Annotated in this window: 20 protein-coding genes and 1 pseudogene; 10 read left to right on the top strand and 11 right to left on the bottom strand. The window is 34.0% G+C overall.

Annotated features, from left to right (window positions below; translation table 11 throughout):
* A partial coding sequence (locus ACTG3Y_RS10370) for an ATP-binding cassette domain-containing protein (protein WP_439152854.1) occupies positions 1–351 on the bottom strand: 351 nt, incomplete at its 3' end.
* Positions 352–463: 112 nt separating this feature from the next.
* On the opposite strand from ACTG3Y_RS10370, the gene ACTG3Y_RS10365 reads away from it, so the two are divergent.
* A complete protein-coding gene (locus tag ACTG3Y_RS10365) occupies positions 464–847 on the top strand; it encodes a DUF983 domain-containing protein (RefSeq protein WP_439152853.1) in 384 nt (127 codons plus the stop codon).
* Here ACTG3Y_RS10365 and ACTG3Y_RS10360 read toward each other — a convergent pair.
* The 9 genes and pseudogenes from ACTG3Y_RS10360 to ACTG3Y_RS10320 form a co-directional block, all read right to left on the bottom strand.
* Positions 837–1883 (bottom strand): NAD(P)/FAD-dependent oxidoreductase, encoded by a 1047-nt coding sequence (locus ACTG3Y_RS10360; protein ID WP_439152852.1) that lies wholly within the window; start codon positions 1881–1883, stop codon positions 837–839. The two genes, ACTG3Y_RS10365 and ACTG3Y_RS10360, sit on opposite strands and share 11 nt — an antisense overlap.
* A gap of 77 nt (positions 1884–1960) precedes the next feature.
* Positions 1961–2875: pseudogene (gene gldN / locus ACTG3Y_RS10355) on the bottom strand (gliding motility protein GldN).
* 62 nt (positions 2876–2937) lie between these two features.
* Entirely contained in the window at positions 2938–4509 is a 1572-nt protein-coding gene (gene gldM, locus ACTG3Y_RS10350; protein ID WP_439152851.1) for a gliding motility protein GldM, read from the bottom strand.
* Positions 4510–4558: 49 nt separating this feature from the next.
* A complete protein-coding gene (gene gldL, locus ACTG3Y_RS10345; RefSeq protein ID WP_439152850.1) occupies positions 4559–5191 on the bottom strand; it encodes a gliding motility protein GldL in 633 nt (210 codons plus the stop codon).
* A gap of 82 nt (positions 5192–5273) precedes the next feature.
* Entirely contained in the window at positions 5274–6626 is a 1353-nt protein-coding gene (gene gldK, locus ACTG3Y_RS10340; RefSeq protein ID WP_439152849.1) for a gliding motility lipoprotein GldK, read from the bottom strand.
* A 160-nt stretch (positions 6627–6786) separates the two neighbouring features.
* Positions 6787–7953, bottom strand: coding sequence for a formimidoylglutamase (locus ACTG3Y_RS10335; RefSeq protein ID WP_439152848.1), 1167 nt, complete (start codon positions 7951–7953; stop codon positions 6787–6789).
* A 6-nt stretch (positions 7954–7959) separates the two neighbouring features.
* Complete coding sequence (gene topA, locus ACTG3Y_RS10330; RefSeq protein ID WP_439152847.1) at positions 7960–10467, bottom strand: type I DNA topoisomerase; 2508 nt, start codon at positions 10465–10467, stop codon at positions 7960–7962.
* 159 nt (positions 10468–10626) lie between these two features.
* Entirely contained in the window at positions 10627–11067 is a 441-nt protein-coding gene (locus ACTG3Y_RS10325) for a hypothetical protein (protein ID WP_439152846.1), read from the bottom strand.
* Positions 11068–11110: 43 nt separating this feature from the next.
* Positions 11111–11908: a hypothetical protein gene (locus tag ACTG3Y_RS10320; protein WP_439152845.1), complete on the bottom strand. Its 798-nt coding sequence runs from the start codon at positions 11906–11908 to the stop codon at positions 11111–11113.
* 163 nt (positions 11909–12071) lie between these two features.
* Here ACTG3Y_RS10320 and miaB point away from each other — a divergent pair, with 163 nt between their 5' ends.
* From miaB to ACTG3Y_RS10275, 9 genes are all read left to right on the top strand, one after another.
* Complete coding sequence (gene miaB, locus ACTG3Y_RS10315) at positions 12072–13517, top strand: tRNA (N6-isopentenyl adenosine(37)-C2)-methylthiotransferase MiaB (protein ID WP_439152844.1); 1446 nt, start codon at positions 12072–12074, stop codon at positions 13515–13517.
* A gap of 18 nt (positions 13518–13535) precedes the next feature.
* On the top strand, positions 13536–14804 hold the full coding sequence (locus ACTG3Y_RS10310; RefSeq protein ID WP_439152843.1) for a sigma-54 interaction domain-containing protein: 1269 nt from the start codon (positions 13536–13538) through the stop codon (positions 14802–14804).
* A gap of 16 nt (positions 14805–14820) precedes the next feature.
* Positions 14821–15018, top strand: a complete 198-nt coding sequence (locus ACTG3Y_RS10305; RefSeq protein WP_439152842.1) for a hypothetical protein — start codon at positions 14821–14823, stop codon at positions 15016–15018.
* Entirely contained in the window at positions 15019–15522 is a 504-nt protein-coding gene (locus ACTG3Y_RS10300) for an LptE family protein (RefSeq protein WP_439152841.1), read from the top strand.
* A gap of 3 nt (positions 15523–15525) precedes the next feature.
* On the top strand, positions 15526–16443 hold the full coding sequence (locus ACTG3Y_RS10295; protein WP_439152840.1) for a hypothetical protein: 918 nt from the start codon (positions 15526–15528) through the stop codon (positions 16441–16443).
* Position 16444: 1 nt separating this feature from the next.
* Positions 16445–16792 carry a preprotein translocase subunit SecG gene (gene secG, locus ACTG3Y_RS10290; RefSeq protein WP_439152839.1) on the top strand — a complete coding sequence of 116 codons (348 nt, stop codon included), beginning with the start codon at positions 16445–16447 and terminating at the stop codon, positions 16790–16792.
* A 167-nt stretch (positions 16793–16959) separates the two neighbouring features.
* Positions 16960–17235, top strand: a complete 276-nt coding sequence (locus ACTG3Y_RS10285) for a co-chaperone GroES (RefSeq protein ID WP_439152838.1) — start codon at positions 16960–16962, stop codon at positions 17233–17235.
* A 110-nt stretch (positions 17236–17345) separates the two neighbouring features.
* Positions 17346–18977, top strand: a complete 1632-nt coding sequence (groL, locus tag ACTG3Y_RS10280; protein WP_439152837.1) for a chaperonin GroEL — start codon at positions 17346–17348, stop codon at positions 18975–18977.
* 207 nt (positions 18978–19184) lie between these two features.
* Positions 19185–19787, top strand: coding sequence for a hypothetical protein (locus tag ACTG3Y_RS10275; RefSeq protein ID WP_439152836.1), 603 nt, complete (start codon positions 19185–19187; stop codon positions 19785–19787).
* A gap of 75 nt (positions 19788–19862) precedes the next feature.
* Here ACTG3Y_RS10275 and ACTG3Y_RS10270 read toward each other — a convergent pair.
* Positions 19863–21160, bottom strand: a 1298-nt coding sequence (locus tag ACTG3Y_RS10270; RefSeq protein ID WP_439152835.1) for an ABC1 kinase family protein, incomplete at its 5' end; no start/stop codon positions are given.

Raw genomic sequence — 21160 nt, 5'->3', positions numbered from 1 at the left:
GTACGTATCACTTTCATAATCGGTCCGTTCAGCTAATTGTATATTTATGTCTTCGAGTTTAGCTTCACAAGCTTTAATTTCCTTGAAGGCTTGGTAAGCTTCTTGCAGAACTGTTTTACCAAAGTCGAAATCAATATCTTGTTTTAAAAACCCAATTTTCAGGTCCTTATCAGCTGCTATCTGTCCGGTATCTGGCTCTTGCTCTTTGGAGAGAATTCTGAGCATGGTAGATTTACCCGCTCCGTTTTTACCAATAAGTCCAATACGGTCTCCCAAACCGAGCTTAAATGTAATTTCTTCAAAGAGATACTCACCTTGAAATGATATAGAAAGATTATGAATATTTAGCATAAATAAAACAAATATTACAATTGCTATAAACGTTACAATTGTTACAGAATTAGAGCAATAAAAATTTATATTTGCTCTATTCTAAAAAATGCAAAAGTAAAGGTTTTTAACTATGATTAGAAAAGGAATGAAACTTTATAGTATTCTTTTTGGAGCTTGCCCAAAATGCCATCAAGAATCTATGTATGTAAATAAAAATCCCTATGCACTTTCTGAAACTTTAAAAATACATGATAAGTGTTCTCATTGCGATACCAGATATAGAATGGAACCTTCATTTTTTTATGGATCTATGTATGTAAGTTATGGTGTTGGTATTGCTTTTGCTGTTGCTGCGTTTGTCGTTAGTTTTTTACTAATTGAAACTTCACTCATAGTGGCCTTTATAGCTATTGTTTTAACTTTAATAGGCTTTATGCCCATAATAATGCGGTTGTCCAGAAATATTTGGATTAATTTATTTATGAGCTACGATAAGGAATTGGCTAAGAAATAAAACGGTTTATATTTATTTCATTATCTAGAGGATCACCGTTTTCAATAAAATTGAATAGCTTTTTTGCAACATATGGAGCTATCATTACACCTCTAGATCCTAAACCATTCATTACAAAAAGATTATTGTACTCCGGATGTTTCCCTATTAAAGGTCTTCGGTCGGTAACTGTTGGTCTTACACCAGCTTCGTGATTTATAACTTCAAAATTGCAAGTTATGAAGGTTTTCAGTTTGGTTAATAATTCATTCTTTCCATCATCGGTGGGAAGTTGTGTTTTATCTTTCCTATTATATGTGGCACCAACATAGTATGTGTCTTTCTCGATTGGAATTATAAACACTGATGATTTTATTCCAAAATCAATTTTTAAATCTGGTGCTTTAATTGTTAAGACTTCTCCTTTTGTTCCATTTAGCGGAATAGAATTGAAAAACGGATTTTTCTTCACACCAAAACCTTCTGCAAATACAATGTGTTGTGCTGTGAAATCCTTGTACTGTACGTTGCTTTTATTAATGTCTAGATTATTGTGTTTAAAGGTATCGTGTAAGAGACAATCCTTTTCTTCTAAAAAGCATTTATACGACTTAATCAGTTCTTCCGTATCTATACGACCAGAATGTAATACTTCTCCCAAACCGTAAGGTGCATCAACATTAGTATTATAATTTTTTAAAAGCTGTGTAGAAAGAAACGGCTCTAGGTTGGGTTTGTCTGACGCTGTAAACCACATGTTTTGTTCTTCAATAGAAGTAAATCGTCTTAAAAGCTGAATTTTATGATCTATTTTTATATTTAGATCGTTTTCAATCTTCTTATAAACAGGTAAAGCAATATCTAATTGTTCTTTTGCCTTCCATACTTCCGTAAAGCGCTTTAAAATGACCGGGTTATACATTCCTGCTGCGACTAAAGAGGACTTCTGAGAACTATCATCAAAGACGATAAACGATTTGTTATTTGCTCTTAGTCGCTCGCAAAAGGCAATACTTGCTAAGCCACATCCTACAATTATATAATCTACTTGCATCATAAGTACAAAAGTAAAACGTATAAACTAAAAACGCCCACTAAATTAGTGAGCGTTTTAAATTTATTGTTTTGAAGATATTAGTAACTCCACATATCTTGTTCAAAGTTTCTAATCTTGTCTTTGATACGTTCTGATTCTAAAAGTTGCATTAAAGCATTCTCAGCTACATATTCCTTAACTTCTCTATCACCAAAAATATTTTCTTCCTAGTAGATTAATACACTAAAACGTCTACTGTTTAATAAATGGTCAAAAGAAATTGGTGCAGCACTATTTTTATTATTGAATGCTTTAGCTTCATGAAGAATATCTCTTATTTCAGGGAAAAACACCCAAAATAATCCAATAGGTTCTTTCATAGCTTCGTCATCTGAATCAATAAAGTTAACATCTGGTGCAGCAGGTGCTATACCTAAAATACGATACTTTAGCTCTCCTTGACGCTTATCAAAATACCATAAGCCTTTAATAAGATATGAGCTAATATCTGCAGCTCCAATTTCACGCCTAATTACGTATTCTTCTGGTACCATGTCAGGATCAGAAACACCTTCGGCATTCATCCATTCAATACCTTCATCTGTAATTTCCTGCTTTCTTAACGATGGAGCTAAATCTTCCATTGTTCTTTCAGTAGTGAAATATCCATCAGCATACACTTTACTAATCATACCACTATTAATATTTTCCATTAATACATGGTACAAAGAACGTCTGTCCTTACTCATATTCACCGTATCAACCGGAAAATATAATGGGAAATTGGCACGCTCATCTAAGACAACTTTCTCCCAAGTCATTTTAGAAAATAAGATATCCCTATCATCAACATAACCGTATTCTAACGGTTCGTCGTTATCGAGAAGTAATTGTGCTTCTGTTTTCATACCAATTTCCTCAGGAATCTTAGCATTGAGGATATTAGCCTGAGCAAACACAGTATGCGTTGCAAATAGCGCTAATCCGACATATATAAAGCTTTTTAATTTCATCTTATTTTGTATTAATAATTTGGGTTCTTCTTTATTTGAAACGTTACCTTACTAGTTAAAGTTTAGTTTGTTACTTCTACAGTCACTGGAGATACTCCTTTTAACTGATATTTTGTGTTACCAGCAATTTTAGCTTTAATATCAAAAATTGCAATAACATCACCTCTACGTGCTCTGGCAATAGCTGCCTTAGCCTGGCTATTCATTTTAGTACCTGCCACTGCAACCGTTGGTTGACCAGGAACTTTAATTTTAAATGATGTTACGTTAATTGGTAAATCGAAAACAAAATCATCTAATTTTGCAGCAACCGTACCAACTTCTACATTACGCTTAGGTAATTTAACTAAACCATCTTTACCAGCAATAGTACCAGTAGGTTTTGGAATATCTTTTATTCTAAACGTCTTTTGATCACTTGCTTTTGATCCATCGTCTAATGTAGCAGTTACATTAATTGTAACTTCTCTACCTGTCCCAGGATTCATTACATATTTTCCAGTTCCTGAACCTTTAGATAAACCAGAACCTGATGCATTTACTTTATTATCCGGCACACCAGCAAAAGAAATAGTCATTGGGTTAGCAACACCACGATAAACAACATTCATCTTATCCGCAGAAATTGTAGCAGAATTAGGTCTTGGTACAACCACGTAGTTACCTATTATATCAATTTCTAGTGGTTTCCCATCTTCTAAGAACGTAAACTTACCATCTATTTGGTGCTCTCCTACATTTCCAACATTGAAATCTAAGGTTGCAGCTCCTGTAGTATCTACAGCTTTAGCAATATCAATTTCATTTCCTTGTACCGTTAATTTAGTTGGTGTCACATTTGCATACTTTCCTAATACAACCTTACCTTGGAATTTTTCTCCGGCGAAGAATGCAGATTTATCAGCTAATACAATTGCCTGGTACTTTTTAAGCGATACTGCTTCATCTAAGGTGTTCCCCATAAAAAGGTTGAACAAGTTAGTTTCCGTAACCTTAACATCATTTTGCATAGCTGTTAGCTTAGTATATGATGCAATTGCAGGGAATCCTTGGAAATGATAATTTAACCAATCGATTTTTTTACCATCTTTATTCTCAACCTTATTTAAGCTAAAACGATTCTCAAAGCGCTCAATTGCCTTTTGATATTTTACATCAGAACCTAAGATTTCTTTAATTTCCTTCTTATACTCTTCAATTTTGCCTACAACTTCTTGACCTTTCTTAGTATAGCGATCTCCCGTAAACCATGCTTCATCTAGAATATCAGTTTTATCCATAGCTTCAAAAGGCAATTTACCTTTCTCATCTGTTTTATATCCGCCTTCTCTAATTAAGTCAGCTTTTAAAGATTCTATATACTTATAAAATTTATCTGATACAATACTTACTTCAGCCGCCTTATTCGCTGGTACGGCGAACTCTGCAGGCTTTTCTTCAGCTTTTGTTGCCAAATTAGTTAATAATGCATCATTTTTTTCATCAGCAACCGTATTCGACGCTGCAAATTTTGCTTCCATTAATCCGAAAGCGGATAGTACTTCTTTAGACATATTCATTGCCATCATAGCAATAAATACCAAGTACATTAAGTTAATCATTTTCTGCCTTGCAGATAATTTTCCTCCTGCCATTGTAATTAGTTTTTAAATGTTAATTAATTAAATTGATTATAAAAACTAATTAGTTTTTGTTCATTGCAGATAACATACCACCATAAACACCGTTTAATGATGAAAGGTTAGATGCTAATGATTGCATTTGTTCTTTTAACTTAGTAGCATTCTCAACTGCTTCTTCGTTAATAGCAGCTTGACGATTAGCACTTTCCATCTGAACTTTATAAAGACTATTTAAAGACTCCATTTGTGCAGCAGCTAGAGATAATTCTTCGCCGTATTTCTTTTGAGCAGACATTGAATCTACTGTTGGACTAATATTCTTAGCGGCACCTTCAAAGTTTTTGATACTATCACCTAAGCTAGCCATTAACTCACCATCGATTTTAGCTTCTTTTAATAAGTTGTCTAATTTTTTAGATAGCAATCCTTCTGCATCTTTTGGCTCTTCTTTTTTCTTTTTGCCCATTGTTTGACCGCCTGCTAATTCAGGATACACTAAAGACCAATCCAATTCTGATTGTTGCTTTTCGAATGCTGAATAAGTAAATACCAATGCTTCAACAATCATACCTAAGGTTAAGATTTCTGAACCATAAGGCCAGTGCTGTATTTTGAATAATGCTCCTACGATTACGATTGCTGCTCCTAATCCGTAGATCATGTTTGTTAACGTTAGTTTACCTTTTTGTGCCATAATTTGTTTAGTTTTAAGTTTAAGTTAATGGATGTAACTTAAGTAGGTTAATTTAATTTGGGTTATTGTTTATGTTTAAATGTTAGTTTGTTGCTGCGTTTTTAGTGACTTCAGTTCCCATGTAATCTTGAACTGTTCTGAAACCGATATAACTTCTCGCAGAATCTGCATACTCATAATCTCTTGAACTTACCTGTAAGAAATAAGCAACATCTTTCCAAGATCCGCCACGTACTACTTTACGAGCATTATCTTGATCATTAACGTTAGGATTGATTGTTGATACATATTCATAAGATGCAGGATCGTAAGAACCATTGACCCACTCTGAGACATTCCCTGCCATATTGTATAGGTTAAAGTCATTAGGATCGTAAGCATCTGCTTCTACCGTATATAATGCCTGGTCTGCCGCATAATCACCTCTTAAAGGTTTAAAGTTAGCCATGAAACACCCTCTATCATTTTTAGTGTAAGGCCCTCCCCATGGATAAGATGCACCTTGAAGTCCACCACGTGCTGCATATTCCCATTCTGCTTCAGAAGGCAATCTGTATGAATTTACGGGCTGCTTTCCTTTACTTCTCTGGTAACCGTTATGATTCAATGTTCGCCATTGACAAAAAGCCTGTGCTTGTTTCCAAGACACACCAACTACAGGATAATCGCCATATGCGTCGTGCCAGAAGTAGTCATTATGCATTGGTTCATTGTATGAATAAGCAAAATCTCTAATCCAAGCTGTAGTATCTGGGTAAACTTCTACTTCTTGCTGAACTATAACTTCAGAACGTTTTAAGCCTCTGTCTTTTGCCGCTTTTTGAATATCCATATAAGTATACTGGAATTTGAATTGCTTTACATCCCATGTGCGTTGACCATTATATGACTCTTCTAACGGTAAATACATACCATCCATAACCTCAGCATATAATTCGTCTGGATAATCATCAGTATCGTAATATAATTCTACATTACGATTTATTTTTCGTTGATCGTTTCCATAAGTATTAATCATGTAACTTTCGTAGGCATTCATATTATCTGGATCGGCATCTACATAGGCAAATTCTCCAATATCGCCATTTCCAGGCGTTTTCCCCTCTAAATCAGCCATCTCAGCTAATTTTAGCCTTAATATAGAATCGCGTACCCAAAATACAAACTGACGATACTCACTATTTGTAATTTCGGTTTCATCCATATAGAATGCGCGTACAGTTGCTGTTTTTGTAGGTGCATCCTGTACTCCTGCTAAATCATCATCTGATTTCCCCATAATAAAAGCTCCGCCAGGCACTAAAGTCATACCGTAAGGCTTTTCTGGGTGCCATTTTTTACCTTTTACACCTACTAATTGGCCACGATCACCAGAGTTACAACTGGCAACCAAAACTAATACAGTGGTTAGTAAAATAAACTTCTTAATATTCATAGTAACTCGAGGTTAAATTAGTCGTCCTTAATTTTAAGGTGGTAAACATATTTATATATTTTCGAAAAAACAACTTTTTTTCAATTTTTTTTGCATTTCGTCCTTAAAATTGTGCATTTCATCGACTAAAATTGTGTTAAATCTCGATGAAATGCTTATTTTAAAAGCTGTTCTTCCTATAGGCTTTATACCATCTTTCTGGTATTTCACCTGATGTTGCACGCACATAATCGGAGTGCATGCATGGTAATAACGTATGCTTTTTTAATTTATTATTGACATCTGGTAAAAAAGGAATTTCAATCCACCAGCGGCCGGTTTTTAAACTTTTATAAAAAATGAGTTCATCATCTTCCACTAATACATTATACTTTTGGTAGTGCTTTTCATTTTGAAAATCATCATCGTTTACACGGCAGTTAATTCCTTCTACAAAATACCATATCATTTGTGCCACCAACATTGATGTTGCACTATCGTTTTTAGAGCCATGATATTCGTATATGCCAAAAGATGATACTTTATTACTTATACCAGCATACCTACTTATAGCGCAAATCTCTTTTCCCGAGAATCCATTAGGAGAATATTTTTGGTTATCACTAACCTCAGATGCCTGTACAGATTTTAAATCTACTGAAACTATATGTGCATCTCTTAATAATGGTTCAACAAAATTTATATTTCCAGATATCTCTCCCAAACGATAAGCTTCAAAATACAACTTCTCTACAAGGTCAATTTCTTCTTGTGAATTAAAGTAGGTTTGATAGCCAATAGTTGTATAATTAAATAAGTTATATGGCTGCTCTACTATAACTTTACCCACATAACTATTATTCTTTATTGGAAGATTGGCATCTCCTAAGTCAAAATTTGTATCTACATTAACAATATTTACCATTGGCATAACATTATCGTAAGCCCTGTAATTGGCATAGGTTAAATCTTGACTTCCTCCTATTATAATAGGTACAATATCTTTTTCAACTAAAACTGTTATTGCTGTACGAATGGCAAAATAGGTGTCCTCTACTGATTCACCAGGCTCAATATCTCCTAAATCTGCCATAGTTGTATGCCAGTTTCCAGGAAATAATGTGTAAAGTGTTTTTCTAATGGAATCAAAATTAATGATGCTACCCATATAGTTAACATCATTTCTATTTTCTTTTACTCCTATAATTGCAATTTGAACATCGCCTAAGTCTGGAATTCCATTTTGACGTGAATGGATCTTAAATTTTTTTCCTAGCGCTTGTTGCGCTATTAGTTCTGTGTGAGCTAAAACCGCATCTGAAACAGGCGTTAGAAAGTTAAAATTCATAGTGTATTACTTCTTTTTAGCTGTCGTTTTTTTCTTTTTTGTTTTTCGGGTTTTCTTCTTAGGAGCATTTTTCTCTAGGATAGCCTTAGCTTCTTCTAATGTCATATCAGAAACATCTACAGTTTTTGCCAGCTCAACTTTTTGCTTACCTTTTATAACATTATGTCTTCCCCATCTCGCCTTTTCTACTCTAATGCCTTCTTCTTCCCAAACGTGAATAAGTTTATCTTTTTCTTTCTGAATTTTTTGTTCAATCAAAGTTACAATGTCTTCTTCAGATAAATTATCCCAATCGTATTTTTTATTTACATTTATAAACATGTTATTCCACTTTATAAATGGACCAAATCGGCCTTTACCTTTTGTAACTTCTAAGCCTTGATACATGTATATAGGAGCATCTGCTTTTTCTTTCTCCTTTATATATACTATAGCTTCATCTAATTCTACACTTAATGGATCTACTCCTTTAGGTAAAGACACAAACTTTTTACCATATCTTACATATGGACCAAAGCGACCATTATTTACCTCAACCTCATCATCTTTATAATGGCCTAATGCTTTTGGAAGCTTAAATAAATCCATAGCTTCCTCATAAGTTATTGAGTTTAACTGCTGGTCTGGAGACAAACTTGCAAATTTTGGTTTCTCTTCATCGTCCATAGTACCTACTTGAACCATTGGTCCAAACTTACCTAATCTCACACTTACCTGACGACCTGTTTTAGGATCTGTACCTAATATTCGCTCTCCAGATTCTCGTTCTGCATTTTCTTGAACATCTTCAACCTGTGGATGAAAGCCTTTGTAGAAATCTTTCATCATAGCTCTCCAGTCTTCCTTACCTTCTGCGATATCATCAAAGCTTTCTTCTACCTTCGCTGTAAAGTTGTAATCTAGTATACTTTCGAAATGATTCACCAAGAAATCTGTTACGATCATTCCAATATCGGTCGGTACAAGTTTTCCTTTATTTGACCCTACCTTTTCAGTTAGATCTTTGTCTGATATTTCTCCTTGTTCCAAGACCAATTGTTTGTACTGTCTTTCATCACCTTCGTGGGTACCTTTCTCAATATAATTTCTATTCTGAATTGTAGAAATTGTAGGTGCATATGTAGATGGTCTACCAATACCTAATTCTTCGAGTTGTTTTACTAAAGCTGCTTCTGTAAAACGTGCAGGTGGTCTTGTGAAACGTTCAGTCGCAGTAATATATTTATTCTGTAGTGATTCACCAACCTTTAAATCTGGTAGTAAACCATCTTGTTCTGTTTCTTCATCATCTGTTCCTTCTAAATAGACTTTTAGAAAACCATCAAACGTTATAATTTCCCCATTCGCTGAAAACTGCTCACTAACATTTTTTGAAGAATTAATTTCAATCTTCAAATTAGTTCGCTCTAATTTCGCATCACTCATTTGAGACGCAATAGCACGTTTCCAAATGAGATCGTAAAGTCTGGCCTGATCGCGTTCAACTTGTACAGTATGGTTTGAAAAATCAGTAGGTCTAATAGCTTCGTGAGCCTCTTGTGCACCTTTTGATTTTCCTTTGTAATTTCTAGGCTTACTATATGTTGAACCAAATGCTGAAACGATTTCATTCTCAGCTCCTTTTTTAGCTTCATCAGATAAATTAACACTATCTGTTCTCATATAAGTTATTAAACCTGCTTCGTAAAGACGCTGTGCATTACTCATCGTTCTACTTACTGAAAATCCTAATTTACGCGATGCTTCTTGTTGTAAAGTCGATGTTGTAAACGGTGCAGCTGGCGACTTTTTTGCTGGCTTTTTCTGTAAATCTGAAACCTGATATGAAGCATTTAGATTTACATGAAGGAAATTAAGCGCTTTGGTTTCAGTACCGAAATTTTTAGGCAACTTTGCTTTAAAAGAATTACCGCCCTCAGTTGCAAATTCTGCATCTACTCTAAATGATGCTTCTGGTTCAAAATTCTGAATGTCACGCTCACGCTCTACAATTAATCGTACTGAGACTGATTGTACTCGACCTGCTGACAAACCTCCTTTAACCTTTCTCCACAATACTGGTGACAATTCATAACCAACAATTCTATCTAAAACACGTCTTGCTTGTTGCGCATCAACTAAATTATAATCTATATTTCTTGGATTCTCTATTGCCTTATTTATAGCACTTTTTGTAATCTCATGAAATACAATACGTTTTGTCTTTTCTTTATCTAATCCTAATGTCTCTGCTAAATGCCATACTATGGCTTCCCCTTCTCGATCCTCATCACTTGCCAACCAGACCATTTCGGCTTTTTTAGCGAGTTCTTTAAGTTTCTTAACTACATCTTTTTTATCTTTTGAGACCTGATATTTAGGCTTAAAATCTCCATCAACATCTACTCCTAATTCTTTGGAAGGCAAGTCTGCTATGTGTCCAAAACTGGACTCAACTTTATAATCTTTTCCTAAAAATTTTTCTATGGTTTTAGCCTTTGCAGGTGACTCAACAATAACTAGATTCTTCGGCATTCTTTCTTTTTTTGAGGATACAAATGTATATGAAAATTAAGATACAAACCTAATTTGGTCTTAAATAGCATACATTTTATCGTTGTTTTAACAACATTTTAAACTATAAAAGCCCTGCATTTCGCAAGACTTTTATTAAGAATTATTAATTATTTGTACCTAGTAATTATATTCTAAAGGTGTTGAAAAATCTTCAATATTTAAAATTACTGAATCAACTCCTTCTATCTGCAGAGAACGCAAATCAAAAGACATTTCTCTACTAAAAACGGCTAAACACGCTTCATTATTTGTTAGTCCAAATTTCAAGTTACGTTGAGGAGGCATTGATTCTGCGATATCACCTGAATCAACCAGAGTAAACAGCCACGAATTACCATCACAACCACTAGCAGAAACTGCAATAACTAAACAATCATCAATTATTTCAGCACTATCTAAACTATAAAAATCTGATTCTAAATTTTCGTATTCAGTATTACTCGTTACTATTAGTTCGTCGCATATATCTGATAGTGGAATCACATCATCCTCATCACATTGCATGTTCAATACTAAAAGAGCGCAAAACAATACCTTAAAAAATTGTTTCAATTTCATTTCATTGTTTTTAATAAGATGCTAAAAACCATAAATGGTTGCGTTAGACAGTTGCATTTTCTTCTATTTGTAAATTTTCATCGTTGTCAGTAAATCCTACTACATCCTTATAAATAAGGTACGGAGGCAAATAACTAAACGAAGCTGTTACATAAATACCTACAAAACACATTAACATACCAACAATACCAGCTAGGAAACCAGCTACAATCAAAATCCCAAAAGTGATTAACCACTTTTTATTACCTAAATCAAAACTTAACTTAATAATTTCAGAAATAGATAACTCTGGATTAAACGCATAGATCACAATCATATAAGAGAGCGGCACAAAAACATAAATTATAGGAATTACACACAATAAGGTCGCCAATATCGAAATTCCAATATATGCTAATGCAATGGTAATTGTTTTTTGCAAATAAGGCTTTTTAAAGAAGTAGAAGTAATCTTCTTTACCCATTTGTTCTAAATCTTTCATTTTACAAATTCTGTAAAAAGCAGCTTTTAGCCCAAATGCAATGGTACTCATGGCAGCAATTGCAATAAGATAAAGTACTAGCATTACTATTAACATTACAGGACTCACATCTGGTTGCGAATAAGAACCATAAGGATCATAACTATTATAAATAGACATATAACCATCCATAACGCCCATAGCTATTAATGGTATATAAATCAGTAACATCACTGGGATGGCTAGCACCATATTTAATAATAAAGTGACAAGGCCTTGCACCCAAACTTTCTTAAAAAGTTCTATGGACCTGTTGAATAAATCTCCAAAATCGAGATCTTTTGCGTTTTGAATGCGTTGCAGAATATCATTTACTCTCATTTTTATTTTATTTGGTTAGTACATCAAAAGAAACCTATTTTTATGAGAATATCAAATAATATAATAGCTGACACTTTGTCATAATCATGAAAATAATCATATCTTTGCATGCTTATTGGAAATTACTTAATTTGAGAAATACCTGCATCTTGTAGCATTAGCAATGGAAAAAACAATAGACGAAAACAAACAAGGAGAATCCTTAATATTAGATCAAAAAGAAGGTAATCAACGTAAACTTTATATAGAGAGTTATGGTTGCGCCATGAACTTTAGTGATAGTGAGATTGTAGCTTCAATTTTATCTGAACAAGGATTTAATACTACCCAAAACCTAGAGGATGCTGATCTTGTGCTAGTAAACACCTGCTCCATTAGAGATAAAGCTGAACAAACCGTTAGAAAGCGACTACAACAATATAATGCGGTTAAAAAGATTAATCCAAAAATGAAGGTTGGTGTTTTGGGTTGTATGGCAGAACGATTAAAAACTAAATTTCTTGAAGAAGAAAAAATAGTAGATCTCGTTGTTGGACCAGATGCCTATAAAGACCTACCAAACCTATTAACCGAAGTGGATGAAGGTAGAGATGCGATTAACGTTATCCTTTCTAAAGAAGAAACATATGGCGATATTTCGCCAGTAAGACTCAATAGCAATGGTGTTACGGCATTTGTATCTATAACACGTGGTTGCGACAATATGTGTACCTTCTGTGTTGTACCATTTACACGTGGTAGAGAACGTAGTAGAGATCCGCAAAGCATCATTGAAGAAATCAATGATTTATGGTCTAAAGGTTACAAAGAAGTGACTTTACTTGGCCAGAACGTAGATAGTTACCTTTGGTATGGTGGCGGCTTAAAAAAAGATTTTGATAAGGCTACAGATTTACAAAAAGCAACGGCCGTAAACTTTGCTAAGTTACTGGAACTATCGGCTATGGCACAACCAAAAATGCGCATACGTTTTTCTACGTCTAATCCACAAGATTTTACGTTAGATGTTATAGAAGTAATGGCCAAATACGATAACATTTGTAAACATATTCATCTTCCTGTACAAAGTGGTAGCGATCGCATCTTAAAAGAAATGAACCGCTTACATACACGAGAAGAGTATTTTAAACTTATAGATAATATAAGACGCATAATTCCAGAATGTTCTATTAGCCAAGATTTAATTGCCGGATTCCCAACAGAGACCGAAGAAGATCACCAAGACACCTTAAGTTTAATGGACTATGTAAAATATAACTTTGGGTATATGTTTGCCTATTCTGAGCGACCAGGAACAATGGCTGGTCGTAAAATGGAAGACGATATTCCAGAAGCGGTAAAGAAAAGTCGTCTTAACGATATTGTACAGTTACAACGTAAGCATAGTGCATACCGAACAGAACAGCATCTAGGAAAAACTGTAGAAATACTGATTGAAAAATCGTCTAAAAAATCTGATTTACATTGGTCTGGAAGAACCTCTGATAATACAGTTGCTGTATTCCCTAAAGAGCAGTATAAAGTTGGTGATTTTGTAAACGTTCATGTAACAGATTGTACCAGTGCCACACTTATTGGTGGGGCAATTGGGTACTCAGAAAATAATTAATTATTGAGTAGATAGATAATGGAATCCATACAAGCCATAAAACAACGCTTCGGCATTATAGGAAATGATCCTAAGCTCAATCGTGCCATAGAAAAAGCCATACAGGTAGCACCTACAGACATTTCTGTATTAGTAACTGGTGAAAGTGGTGTTGGTAAAGAAAGTATTCCTAAAATAATACACCAGCTTTCACATAGAAAACACGGTAAGTATATTGCCGTAAACTGTGGAGCAATACCAGAAGGCACTATTGATAGTGAACTTTTTGGGCACGAAAAAGGAGCCTTTACAGGTGCTACGCAAACCCGTTCAGGTTATTTTGAAGTCGCAGATGGTGGCACTATTTTTTTAGATGAAGTTGGCGAACTGCCACTAACCACACAAGTACGATTATTGCGTGTTTTAGAGAATGGTGAGTTTATAAAAGTAGGCTCGAGTAAAGTTCAGAAAACCAACGTGAGAATCGTAGCCGCAACAAACGTTAATATGTTTGAAGCCATTAAAAAAGAAAAGTTTAGAGAAGACCTTTATTACCGTTTAAGCACTATAGAAATTCCATTACCTCCATTACGTGAGCGTAAGGACGATATACATTTACTATTCAGAAAATTTGCCAGTGATTTTGCCCTAAAGTATAAAATGCCAACGGTGAAATTGACTGATGATGCTATTAGCATTTTGCTTAAATACCGCTGGAACGGGAACATACGACAGCTAAGAAATGTAGCAGAGCAATTGTCTGTTTTGGAGCAGGACAGAACTATAAATGCAGTAACACTTCAAAATTATTTACCAAACGCAGGAAGCAATTTACCAGCCGTAATTAGTACATCTAAAGCTGAAAGTGATTTTAGTAGTGAACGTGAGATTTTGTATAAAGTCCTTTTTGATATGAAAAGCGATCTTAATGATCTTAAAAAACTCACAATGGAGCTTATGAAAAAAGGCAGTTCTTCAGAAGTTCAAAAAGAGCATGAGCATCTTATTCAAAAAATATATGGTGATGACGATAAGTCTGAAGACATTGATAGCGCTGTAGAAGATTTAGAGGTCTTATCCATACCAGAACATTCTGAAGTCATTGAATCTGACTCTAATACTGTTGGAGACAAATACCATTTTGCAGAAGAAATTGAAGAAGAAGAAACCTTATCATTACAAGACAAAGAGTTAGAACTTATTAAAAAGTCTTTAGAACGTCATAATGGTAAGCGTAAATTAGCCGCAGCAGAATTAGGTATCAGTGAGCGGACGCTTTATCGAAAAATTAAACAATACGATCTTTAAGATTTAAGTATATTTTATGAAAGCTGTAGAAATATTTATGATACGCAATTCGTTTTCAAGAAACAGCTCTGAAGCTATTAGAAAAGAAGCCGAAGACTTAGTAAACGAAAAACATTATCAAGGCTATCGTTTAATAAATGTAGATTTTGATGTTGCAGATAACGAAGGTTACATCTATGCATTTATTACTATGAAGCGCCCAAATACCTATTAAATGAGTAAATTAAAATTTTTAGTAATAATAGTTTTGAATATCACTGTGGTGAGTTGTGGCATATACTCTTTTACAGGAGCAGATACAGGAAACGCTAAAACGTTTCAAGTAAATTTCTTTCAAAACAATGCAGATCTCATTGAGCCGGGTCTAGACATAGATTTTACCAATGCGCTACAAGATTTAATGCAAAATCAGACCAATTTAAATTTGGTAAACACTAATGGTGATTTGGTATTTGGAGGAGAAATAACAGAATACAGAATTGCCCCTATGACAGCTACTGCCCAAAATACCGCGGCACAAAACAGACTAACCATAAGTGTTAATGTGAGATATTTTAATACCTTAGATGAAGAAAAAGATTTTGAGTCTCGCTTTTCATTCTTTTATGATTATCCAGCCAACGCACAACTAACTGGTAGTACAAAAGACGAAGCATTTGAAGTCATTTTCGAACGTTTAACTCAAGATATTTTTAATGCGTCTTTAGCCAATTGGTAATTTATGCAGCTTCAAGAACTCACATATTTACTACAACATCCAGAAGCTGTTACAGCTGAGCAAATTGACGCACTCTCAACTCAAATTAAAGCCTATCCATATTTTCAATCGTTACATGCATTGCATTTAAAGGGCTTAAAACAAAAAGAAAGTTATAAGTATAATAATGCCTTAAAGGTTACAGCTGCACATACTACAGACAGAAGTGTATTGTTCGATTATATTACTTCAGAAGTATTTAATCAGAATGAAATTTCTGACCACATTAAACAGAGTTCTGAGTATATAAAATCCATGGAGGTGAATGCTGAAGATGATATTTCTATTCAAAAAAGTGTCACAATTGATGATGCCTTAAAAGAACATATTAAAGCTACTGAAGGAGTACTAGACCCTAATTTGTTTAAAGTCAAAACACAACCAAAAGTTGAGGTTAAAGAAAGTGAAATAGAAGATGCAATCATAGCAGTTGATGTAGAAAATATTACACCAGAAAAGCAATTGCAGATTGGTAAGCCTTTGGACTTTGATAAGTCTGAAAGTCATTCTTTCACAGAATGGTTAAAAATTACAAGTTTTAAACCTATTGTAAGAGACGAGGAGCAAGCTAATGAAAAAGACAAATCTGTAGAACCACCACTCCACCAAAAACTAAATGTTATAGATAAATTTATTAGTGAAAACCCAAAAATTTCTCCTATCAAAGGAGAGGTATCTAAACCACAGTTAGTTAATAATGACGAAAGTATTTCAGAGAGTTTAATGACAGAAACTTTGGCTCGGATTTATTTAGAACAAAGGAACTATGACAAAGCGATTCAATCTTACAAAATTTTAAGTTTGAAATATCCAGAAAAAAGTAGTTTCTTTGCAGACCAAATAAAATTGGTAAAAGAATTAAAAGACAATAACACAATATAAAATGAGTGCATTTACAATATTTTTAATACTAATCGTAATCGTTGCATTTTTATTAGTAGTAGTAATTATGGTTCAGAACCCTAAAGGAGGAGGTTTATCATCATCTTTTGGAGGTGGTGGCACACAACAGTTAGGTGGAGTAAAGAAAACCGGAGACTTTTTAGACAAGAGTACATGGTTTTTAGCAACAGCTTTAATTCTGTTAATATTAGCTTCTAATCTTACTATAGATGCTGGTAGTACTGTAGAATCTAAAGCATTAGATGCTGATGAGGCCATAGAATTACCTGTTACACCACCAGCAACAACTGATGATACTGGTACAACTGACGGAACAGACAGTAAATAATCGTTTACTCAAAAATATAGTCTAAAGCCAACTTTTTAGTTGGCTTTTTTTATTCCTTAATATTGAATAGACATATCTGCAAGTTTGTCAGTATATAAGTCTTGGCATAATTTTCGAATAACGCTTTAGCGTCAAATAACATTAATTAATTAAAAAATTATATAGTAATGAGTTTAAACATTAAACCTTTAGCAGATCGTGTTCTAGTAGAACCGATGGAAGCTGAAACAACTACGGCTTCTGGTATTATTATTCCAGATAATGCGAAAGAAAAACCGCAAAAGGGAACTGTTGTTGCCGTTGGGAATGGTAAAAAAGACGAGCCTTTAACTGTTAAAATTAGTGACACGGTACTTTATGGAAAGTATGGCGGAACTGAACTTAAACTAGAAGGTAAAGACTATTTAATGATGCGCGAAAGCGATATTCTAGCGATTATCTAAAACGCTTTTCGCTATTGGCTTAATAGCCTTTAGCTGATTCAAAAACAAAATAAAACTAACATTTTAGCTAATAGCCAATGGCCAATAGCTAATAGAAAATTTAAAACAAAATGGCAAAAGATATAAAATTTGATATTGAAGCACGCGACGGTATAAAGCGCGGAGTCGATGCTTTGGCAAACGCAGTAAAAGTAACATTAGGTCCAAAGGGTCGAAACGTAATTATAGGTAAATCATTCGGTGCACCACAAGTGACAAAAGATGGTGTGTCTGTTGCAAAAGAAATAGAATTAGAAGACGAGCTTGAAAACATGGGAGCTCAAATGGTGAAAGAAGTGGCATCTAAAACTAATGATTTAGCTGGTGATGGTACAACTACTGCTACCGTTTTAGCACAAGCTATAGTTAAAGAAGGACTTAAAAATGTTGCTGCTGGTGCAAATCCTATGGATTTAAAACGTGGTATTGACAAAGCAGTTGAAGCTCTGGTAAATGACTTAGACAAACAATCTAAAAAAGTAGGTAACAATAGCGATAAAATTAAGCAAGTTGCAGCGATATCTGCAAATAATGATGACACTATTGGAGAATTGATTGCACAAGCTTTCGGTAAGGTTGGCAAAGAAGGTGTTATTACAGTCGAAGAAGCAAAAGGCTTAGAAACTTACGTTGATGTTGTTGAAGGTATGCAATTTGACAGAGGTTATTTATCACCTTACTTTGTAACAGATTCTGACAAGATGATTGCTGATTTAGAAAATCCATACATTTTATTATTCGATAAGAAAATCTCTAACTTACAGGAAATTCTTCCAATCTTAGAACCAGTTGCACAATCTGGTCGTCCATTATTAATCATTGCAGAAGATGTAGAAGGACAAGCATTAGCTACTTTAGTAGTTAATAAATTACGTGGTGGCTTAAAAATTGCCGCTGTTAAGGCTCCTGGATTTGGTGATAGACGTAAAGCTATGTTAGAAGATATCGCTATACTTACTGGTGGAGTTGTAATTTCTGAAGAAAGAGGTTTCTCTTTAGAAAATGCAGATCTTTCAATGCTAGGTACTGCTGAAACAGTAACTATAGATAAGGATAATACAACTATAGTCAATGGTGAAGGTGAAGCTGCAGATATTAAAGCTCGGGTTAACCAAATAAAAGCACAAATAGAAACCACGACATCAGATTACGACAAAGAAAAACTACAAGAACGATTAGCTAAGTTAGCTGGTGGTGTTGCTGTACTTTATGTTGGTGCTGCTTCTGAAGTAGAAATGAAAGAAAAGAAAGACCGCGTCGATGATGCTCTACATGCAACTAGAGCTGCTGTGGAAGAAGGCATCGTTGCAGGTGGTGGTGTTGCTTTGGTTAGAGCAAAAAATACTTTAGAAAAGTTAGAAACTGAAAATCTAGACGAAACTACTGGAGTGCAGATTGTAAACAAAGCAATTGAATCTCCATTAAGAACTATTGTTGAAAATGCAGGTGGAGAAGGCTCTGTAGTTATCAATAAAGTTTTAGAAGGCAAAAAAGACTTTGGTTATGATGCTAAGTCAGAGCAATACGTAGATATGCTAAAAGCTGGTATTATAGACCCTAAGAAAGTAACACGAATCGCCTTAGAAAATGCGGCATCTGTTGCAGGTATGATCTTAACGACAGAGTGCGCTTTAGTTGATATTAAAGAGGATGAACCTGCTATGCCACCAATGGGTGGAGGTGGAATGCCTGGCATGATGTAGTCCACAATATAGACAAGCAATAAGCTCACTGTTATGGATAGTAAAAGTGAGTCAATAAATTATAAAATTGAAAAGCCTTTGATGACAATCAAGGGCTTTTTTATGTCTTCTAATATTTAACACAAAAATATCTCTTAGCTGATATTCCTCATTGATAATGAAGTAAATAGTCATCAAATTTGTAAATAAACCAATAAACTTAATGTCATGAAAACAATGGAAGAAACTCGATTCATCGACAATATTGTCGAAACATTGAGAAAAGCAGCGATTGAAATAGAAGAGCTTCAGGTACAAGCTGCATTAGGAAAAGCTGAAGCTAAAGACAAGTATGAAGAGATTAAGAAAAAGTTTAATCTGGTGCTTCATGAGGCAAAATCTAAAATTGATTCTGGAAAGGAAAAGGTTGAGGATATAGATACTAAATTTGATGAATTACGCGTACAATTAGAATTAGGTAAAGCCGAAGGTCTTGATGCATTTAAGGAGCAAAAGAAAGGCTTATTGAATAAACTTCATGAAATTGAAGTGAAAATTAAAACTAACAAACGCTTGAACGACATTTATGCCTTTATTTTACTGGAAATTGAAAAATTCAAATTAAAACTAGAGGTTCTGGAACAAAAATTTGAAACTGGTAAGGAAAGTGCAAAAACTTCTTTTGAAAAGGGAAAAACGGAATTCAATACATTTATTGAAAACATAAAAGCCAAATATGGTAAAAAAGAAGAGACCAAATGGGAACATTTTCAAGATGAAATTTCTGAAGCATTTACACACTTTAAAAAGGCCTTTATACAGCCTTCGTAGATTTTAGAATTGCGTAAATTAAAAGCGCAGTGAATTAAAATTCACTGCGCTTTTCTTATAAAAACCGTAGATATACTATTCATTCATATACCACCATTCATCATGGTCTCCTTTTCTTATATCTCTTATCATTCCAAATGCAAGTACAGCAGCGATAGCAATAAATACAATCCCTATTACTGAAATATTTCCCCATAAAGGTTCTATATCTGATATTATAAACATAGACGCGCCAATAATTAATGCCGCCATTATAAATGCCGTAATAATTTGTTTTGTTATTCTATGTATAGTATGCACTACAGGATCTATACCTTTATGCGTTAAATCTACCTTTACCTCTCCTCTGTTTATCTTTCGTATGGCATTTTTTAAATCTCTTGGGAAGTCTTCCATATAATTTCCTAACTCGTAAATAGAATTAATGGCTTTTTCACCAAATCTAATTGGACTAAAAGTCTTGGCGACTGCTCTTAACAAAAATGGTTTGGCTAATGTATACTGATCTAATTCCGGGTCTAATTTATGTACGACACCTTCAAGGGTAACCATCGATCTTGCCAATAAGAAAAAATGAGTTGGCACTTTTAAACCATGCTGTATTATAATATCTTTTAGCTCTATTAAGATGGTACTCATCTCATTTTTATGTACAGATCTTACGTAATACTTCTCTACAAATTCGTTTATGTCAAATTCTAAAGCGCGTATATCGTCAATATTGGTATAGTTAGACAATTGCTGTAAGGCTTTAATTATACTATTAACATCTCTTCTGGTAATCGCAATAAATAATTTACCAAATACCTCAATATCTCTAGGTAATATGCTTCCCATCATTCCAAAGTCTAAGTAACAAATATGACTATTAGGAAGAACTAACAAATTACCAGGATGCGGATCTGCATGAAAGAAGCCATACTTAAAAATTTGTTTGAAATAACTTTTGGTTAATCGTCTTGATATAACCTTAACATCTATGTTCTTTTCTATTAACTCTTCAAATTTGTCAATTTTTGTCCCTGACATAAATTCCAGAGCCAATATTTTTGTCGTTGTAAATTCGCGATAGACTTTTGGTGCTCTCGCATAATTATCTGAACTTTTATCATTATTAATATTGTTATAAAAACGCTGCGCATTTATAGACTCATTAATAAAATCGAGTTCTTTTAGAATGGCATCTTCAAAGTTTTGAACCAATCCAATAGGATCAAAGGTTTTAATAGAAGGAATACGTTTTTGAAGTACCTCAGCAATACTATACATTACTTTAATATCTTCTTCAATAGTTTCTTTAATTCCTGGACGTTGTATTTTTAATGCAACACGCTTACCATCTTTTAAGGTCACTTTATGAACCTGCGCCATTG

The sequence above is a fragment of the Winogradskyella sp. genome, assembly GCF_965656915.1.
Lineage (GTDB): Bacteria > Bacteroidota > Bacteroidia > Flavobacteriales > Flavobacteriaceae > Winogradskyella.
This window is presented reverse-complemented; position numbering and strand designations above follow the sequence as displayed.

What these genes read in the sequence shown, in the direction of transcription:
- ACTG3Y_RS10365 (WP_439152853.1), top strand. Translation starts at nt 464, where the DNA reads ATGATTAGAAAAGGAATGAAACTTTATAGTATTCTTTTTGGAGCTTGC.
- ACTG3Y_RS10360 (WP_439152852.1), bottom strand. Translation starts at nt 1,883, where the DNA reads ATGATGCAAGTAGATTATATAATTGTAGGATGTGGCTTAGCAAGTATT.
- gldM (WP_439152851.1), bottom strand. Translation starts at nt 4,509, where the DNA reads ATGGCAGGAGGAAAATTATCTGCAAGGCAGAAAATGATTAACTTAATG.
- gldL (WP_439152850.1), bottom strand. Translation starts at nt 5,191, where the DNA reads ATGGCACAAAAAGGTAAACTAACGTTAACAAACATGATCTACGGATTA.
- gldK (WP_439152849.1), bottom strand. Translation starts at nt 6,626, where the DNA reads ATGAATATTAAGAAGTTTATTTTACTAACCACTGTATTAGTTTTGGTT.
- ACTG3Y_RS10335 (WP_439152848.1), bottom strand. Translation starts at nt 7,953, where the DNA reads ATGAATTTTAACTTTCTAACGCCTGTTTCAGATGCGGTTTTAGCTCAC.
- topA (WP_439152847.1), bottom strand. Translation starts at nt 10,467, where the DNA reads ATGCCGAAGAATCTAGTTATTGTTGAGTCACCTGCAAAGGCTAAAACC.
- ACTG3Y_RS10325 (WP_439152846.1), bottom strand. Translation starts at nt 11,067, where the DNA reads ATGAAATTGAAACAATTTTTTAAGGTATTGTTTTGCGCTCTTTTAGTA.
- ACTG3Y_RS10320 (WP_439152845.1), bottom strand. Translation starts at nt 11,908, where the DNA reads ATGAGAGTAAATGATATTCTGCAACGCATTCAAAACGCAAAAGATCTC.
- miaB (WP_439152844.1), top strand. Translation starts at nt 12,072, where the DNA reads ATGGAAAAAACAATAGACGAAAACAAACAAGGAGAATCCTTAATATTA.
- ACTG3Y_RS10310 (WP_439152843.1), top strand. Translation starts at nt 13,536, where the DNA reads ATGGAATCCATACAAGCCATAAAACAACGCTTCGGCATTATAGGAAAT.
- ACTG3Y_RS10305 (WP_439152842.1), top strand. Translation starts at nt 14,821, where the DNA reads ATGAAAGCTGTAGAAATATTTATGATACGCAATTCGTTTTCAAGAAAC.
- ACTG3Y_RS10300 (WP_439152841.1), top strand. Translation starts at nt 15,019, where the DNA reads ATGAGTAAATTAAAATTTTTAGTAATAATAGTTTTGAATATCACTGTG.
- ACTG3Y_RS10295 (WP_439152840.1), top strand. Translation starts at nt 15,526, where the DNA reads ATGCAGCTTCAAGAACTCACATATTTACTACAACATCCAGAAGCTGTT.
- secG (WP_439152839.1), top strand. Translation starts at nt 16,445, where the DNA reads ATGAGTGCATTTACAATATTTTTAATACTAATCGTAATCGTTGCATTT.
- ACTG3Y_RS10285 (WP_439152838.1), top strand. Translation starts at nt 16,960, where the DNA reads ATGAGTTTAAACATTAAACCTTTAGCAGATCGTGTTCTAGTAGAACCG.
- groL (WP_439152837.1), top strand. Translation starts at nt 17,346, where the DNA reads ATGGCAAAAGATATAAAATTTGATATTGAAGCACGCGACGGTATAAAG.
- ACTG3Y_RS10275 (WP_439152836.1), top strand. Translation starts at nt 19,185, where the DNA reads ATGAAAACAATGGAAGAAACTCGATTCATCGACAATATTGTCGAAACA.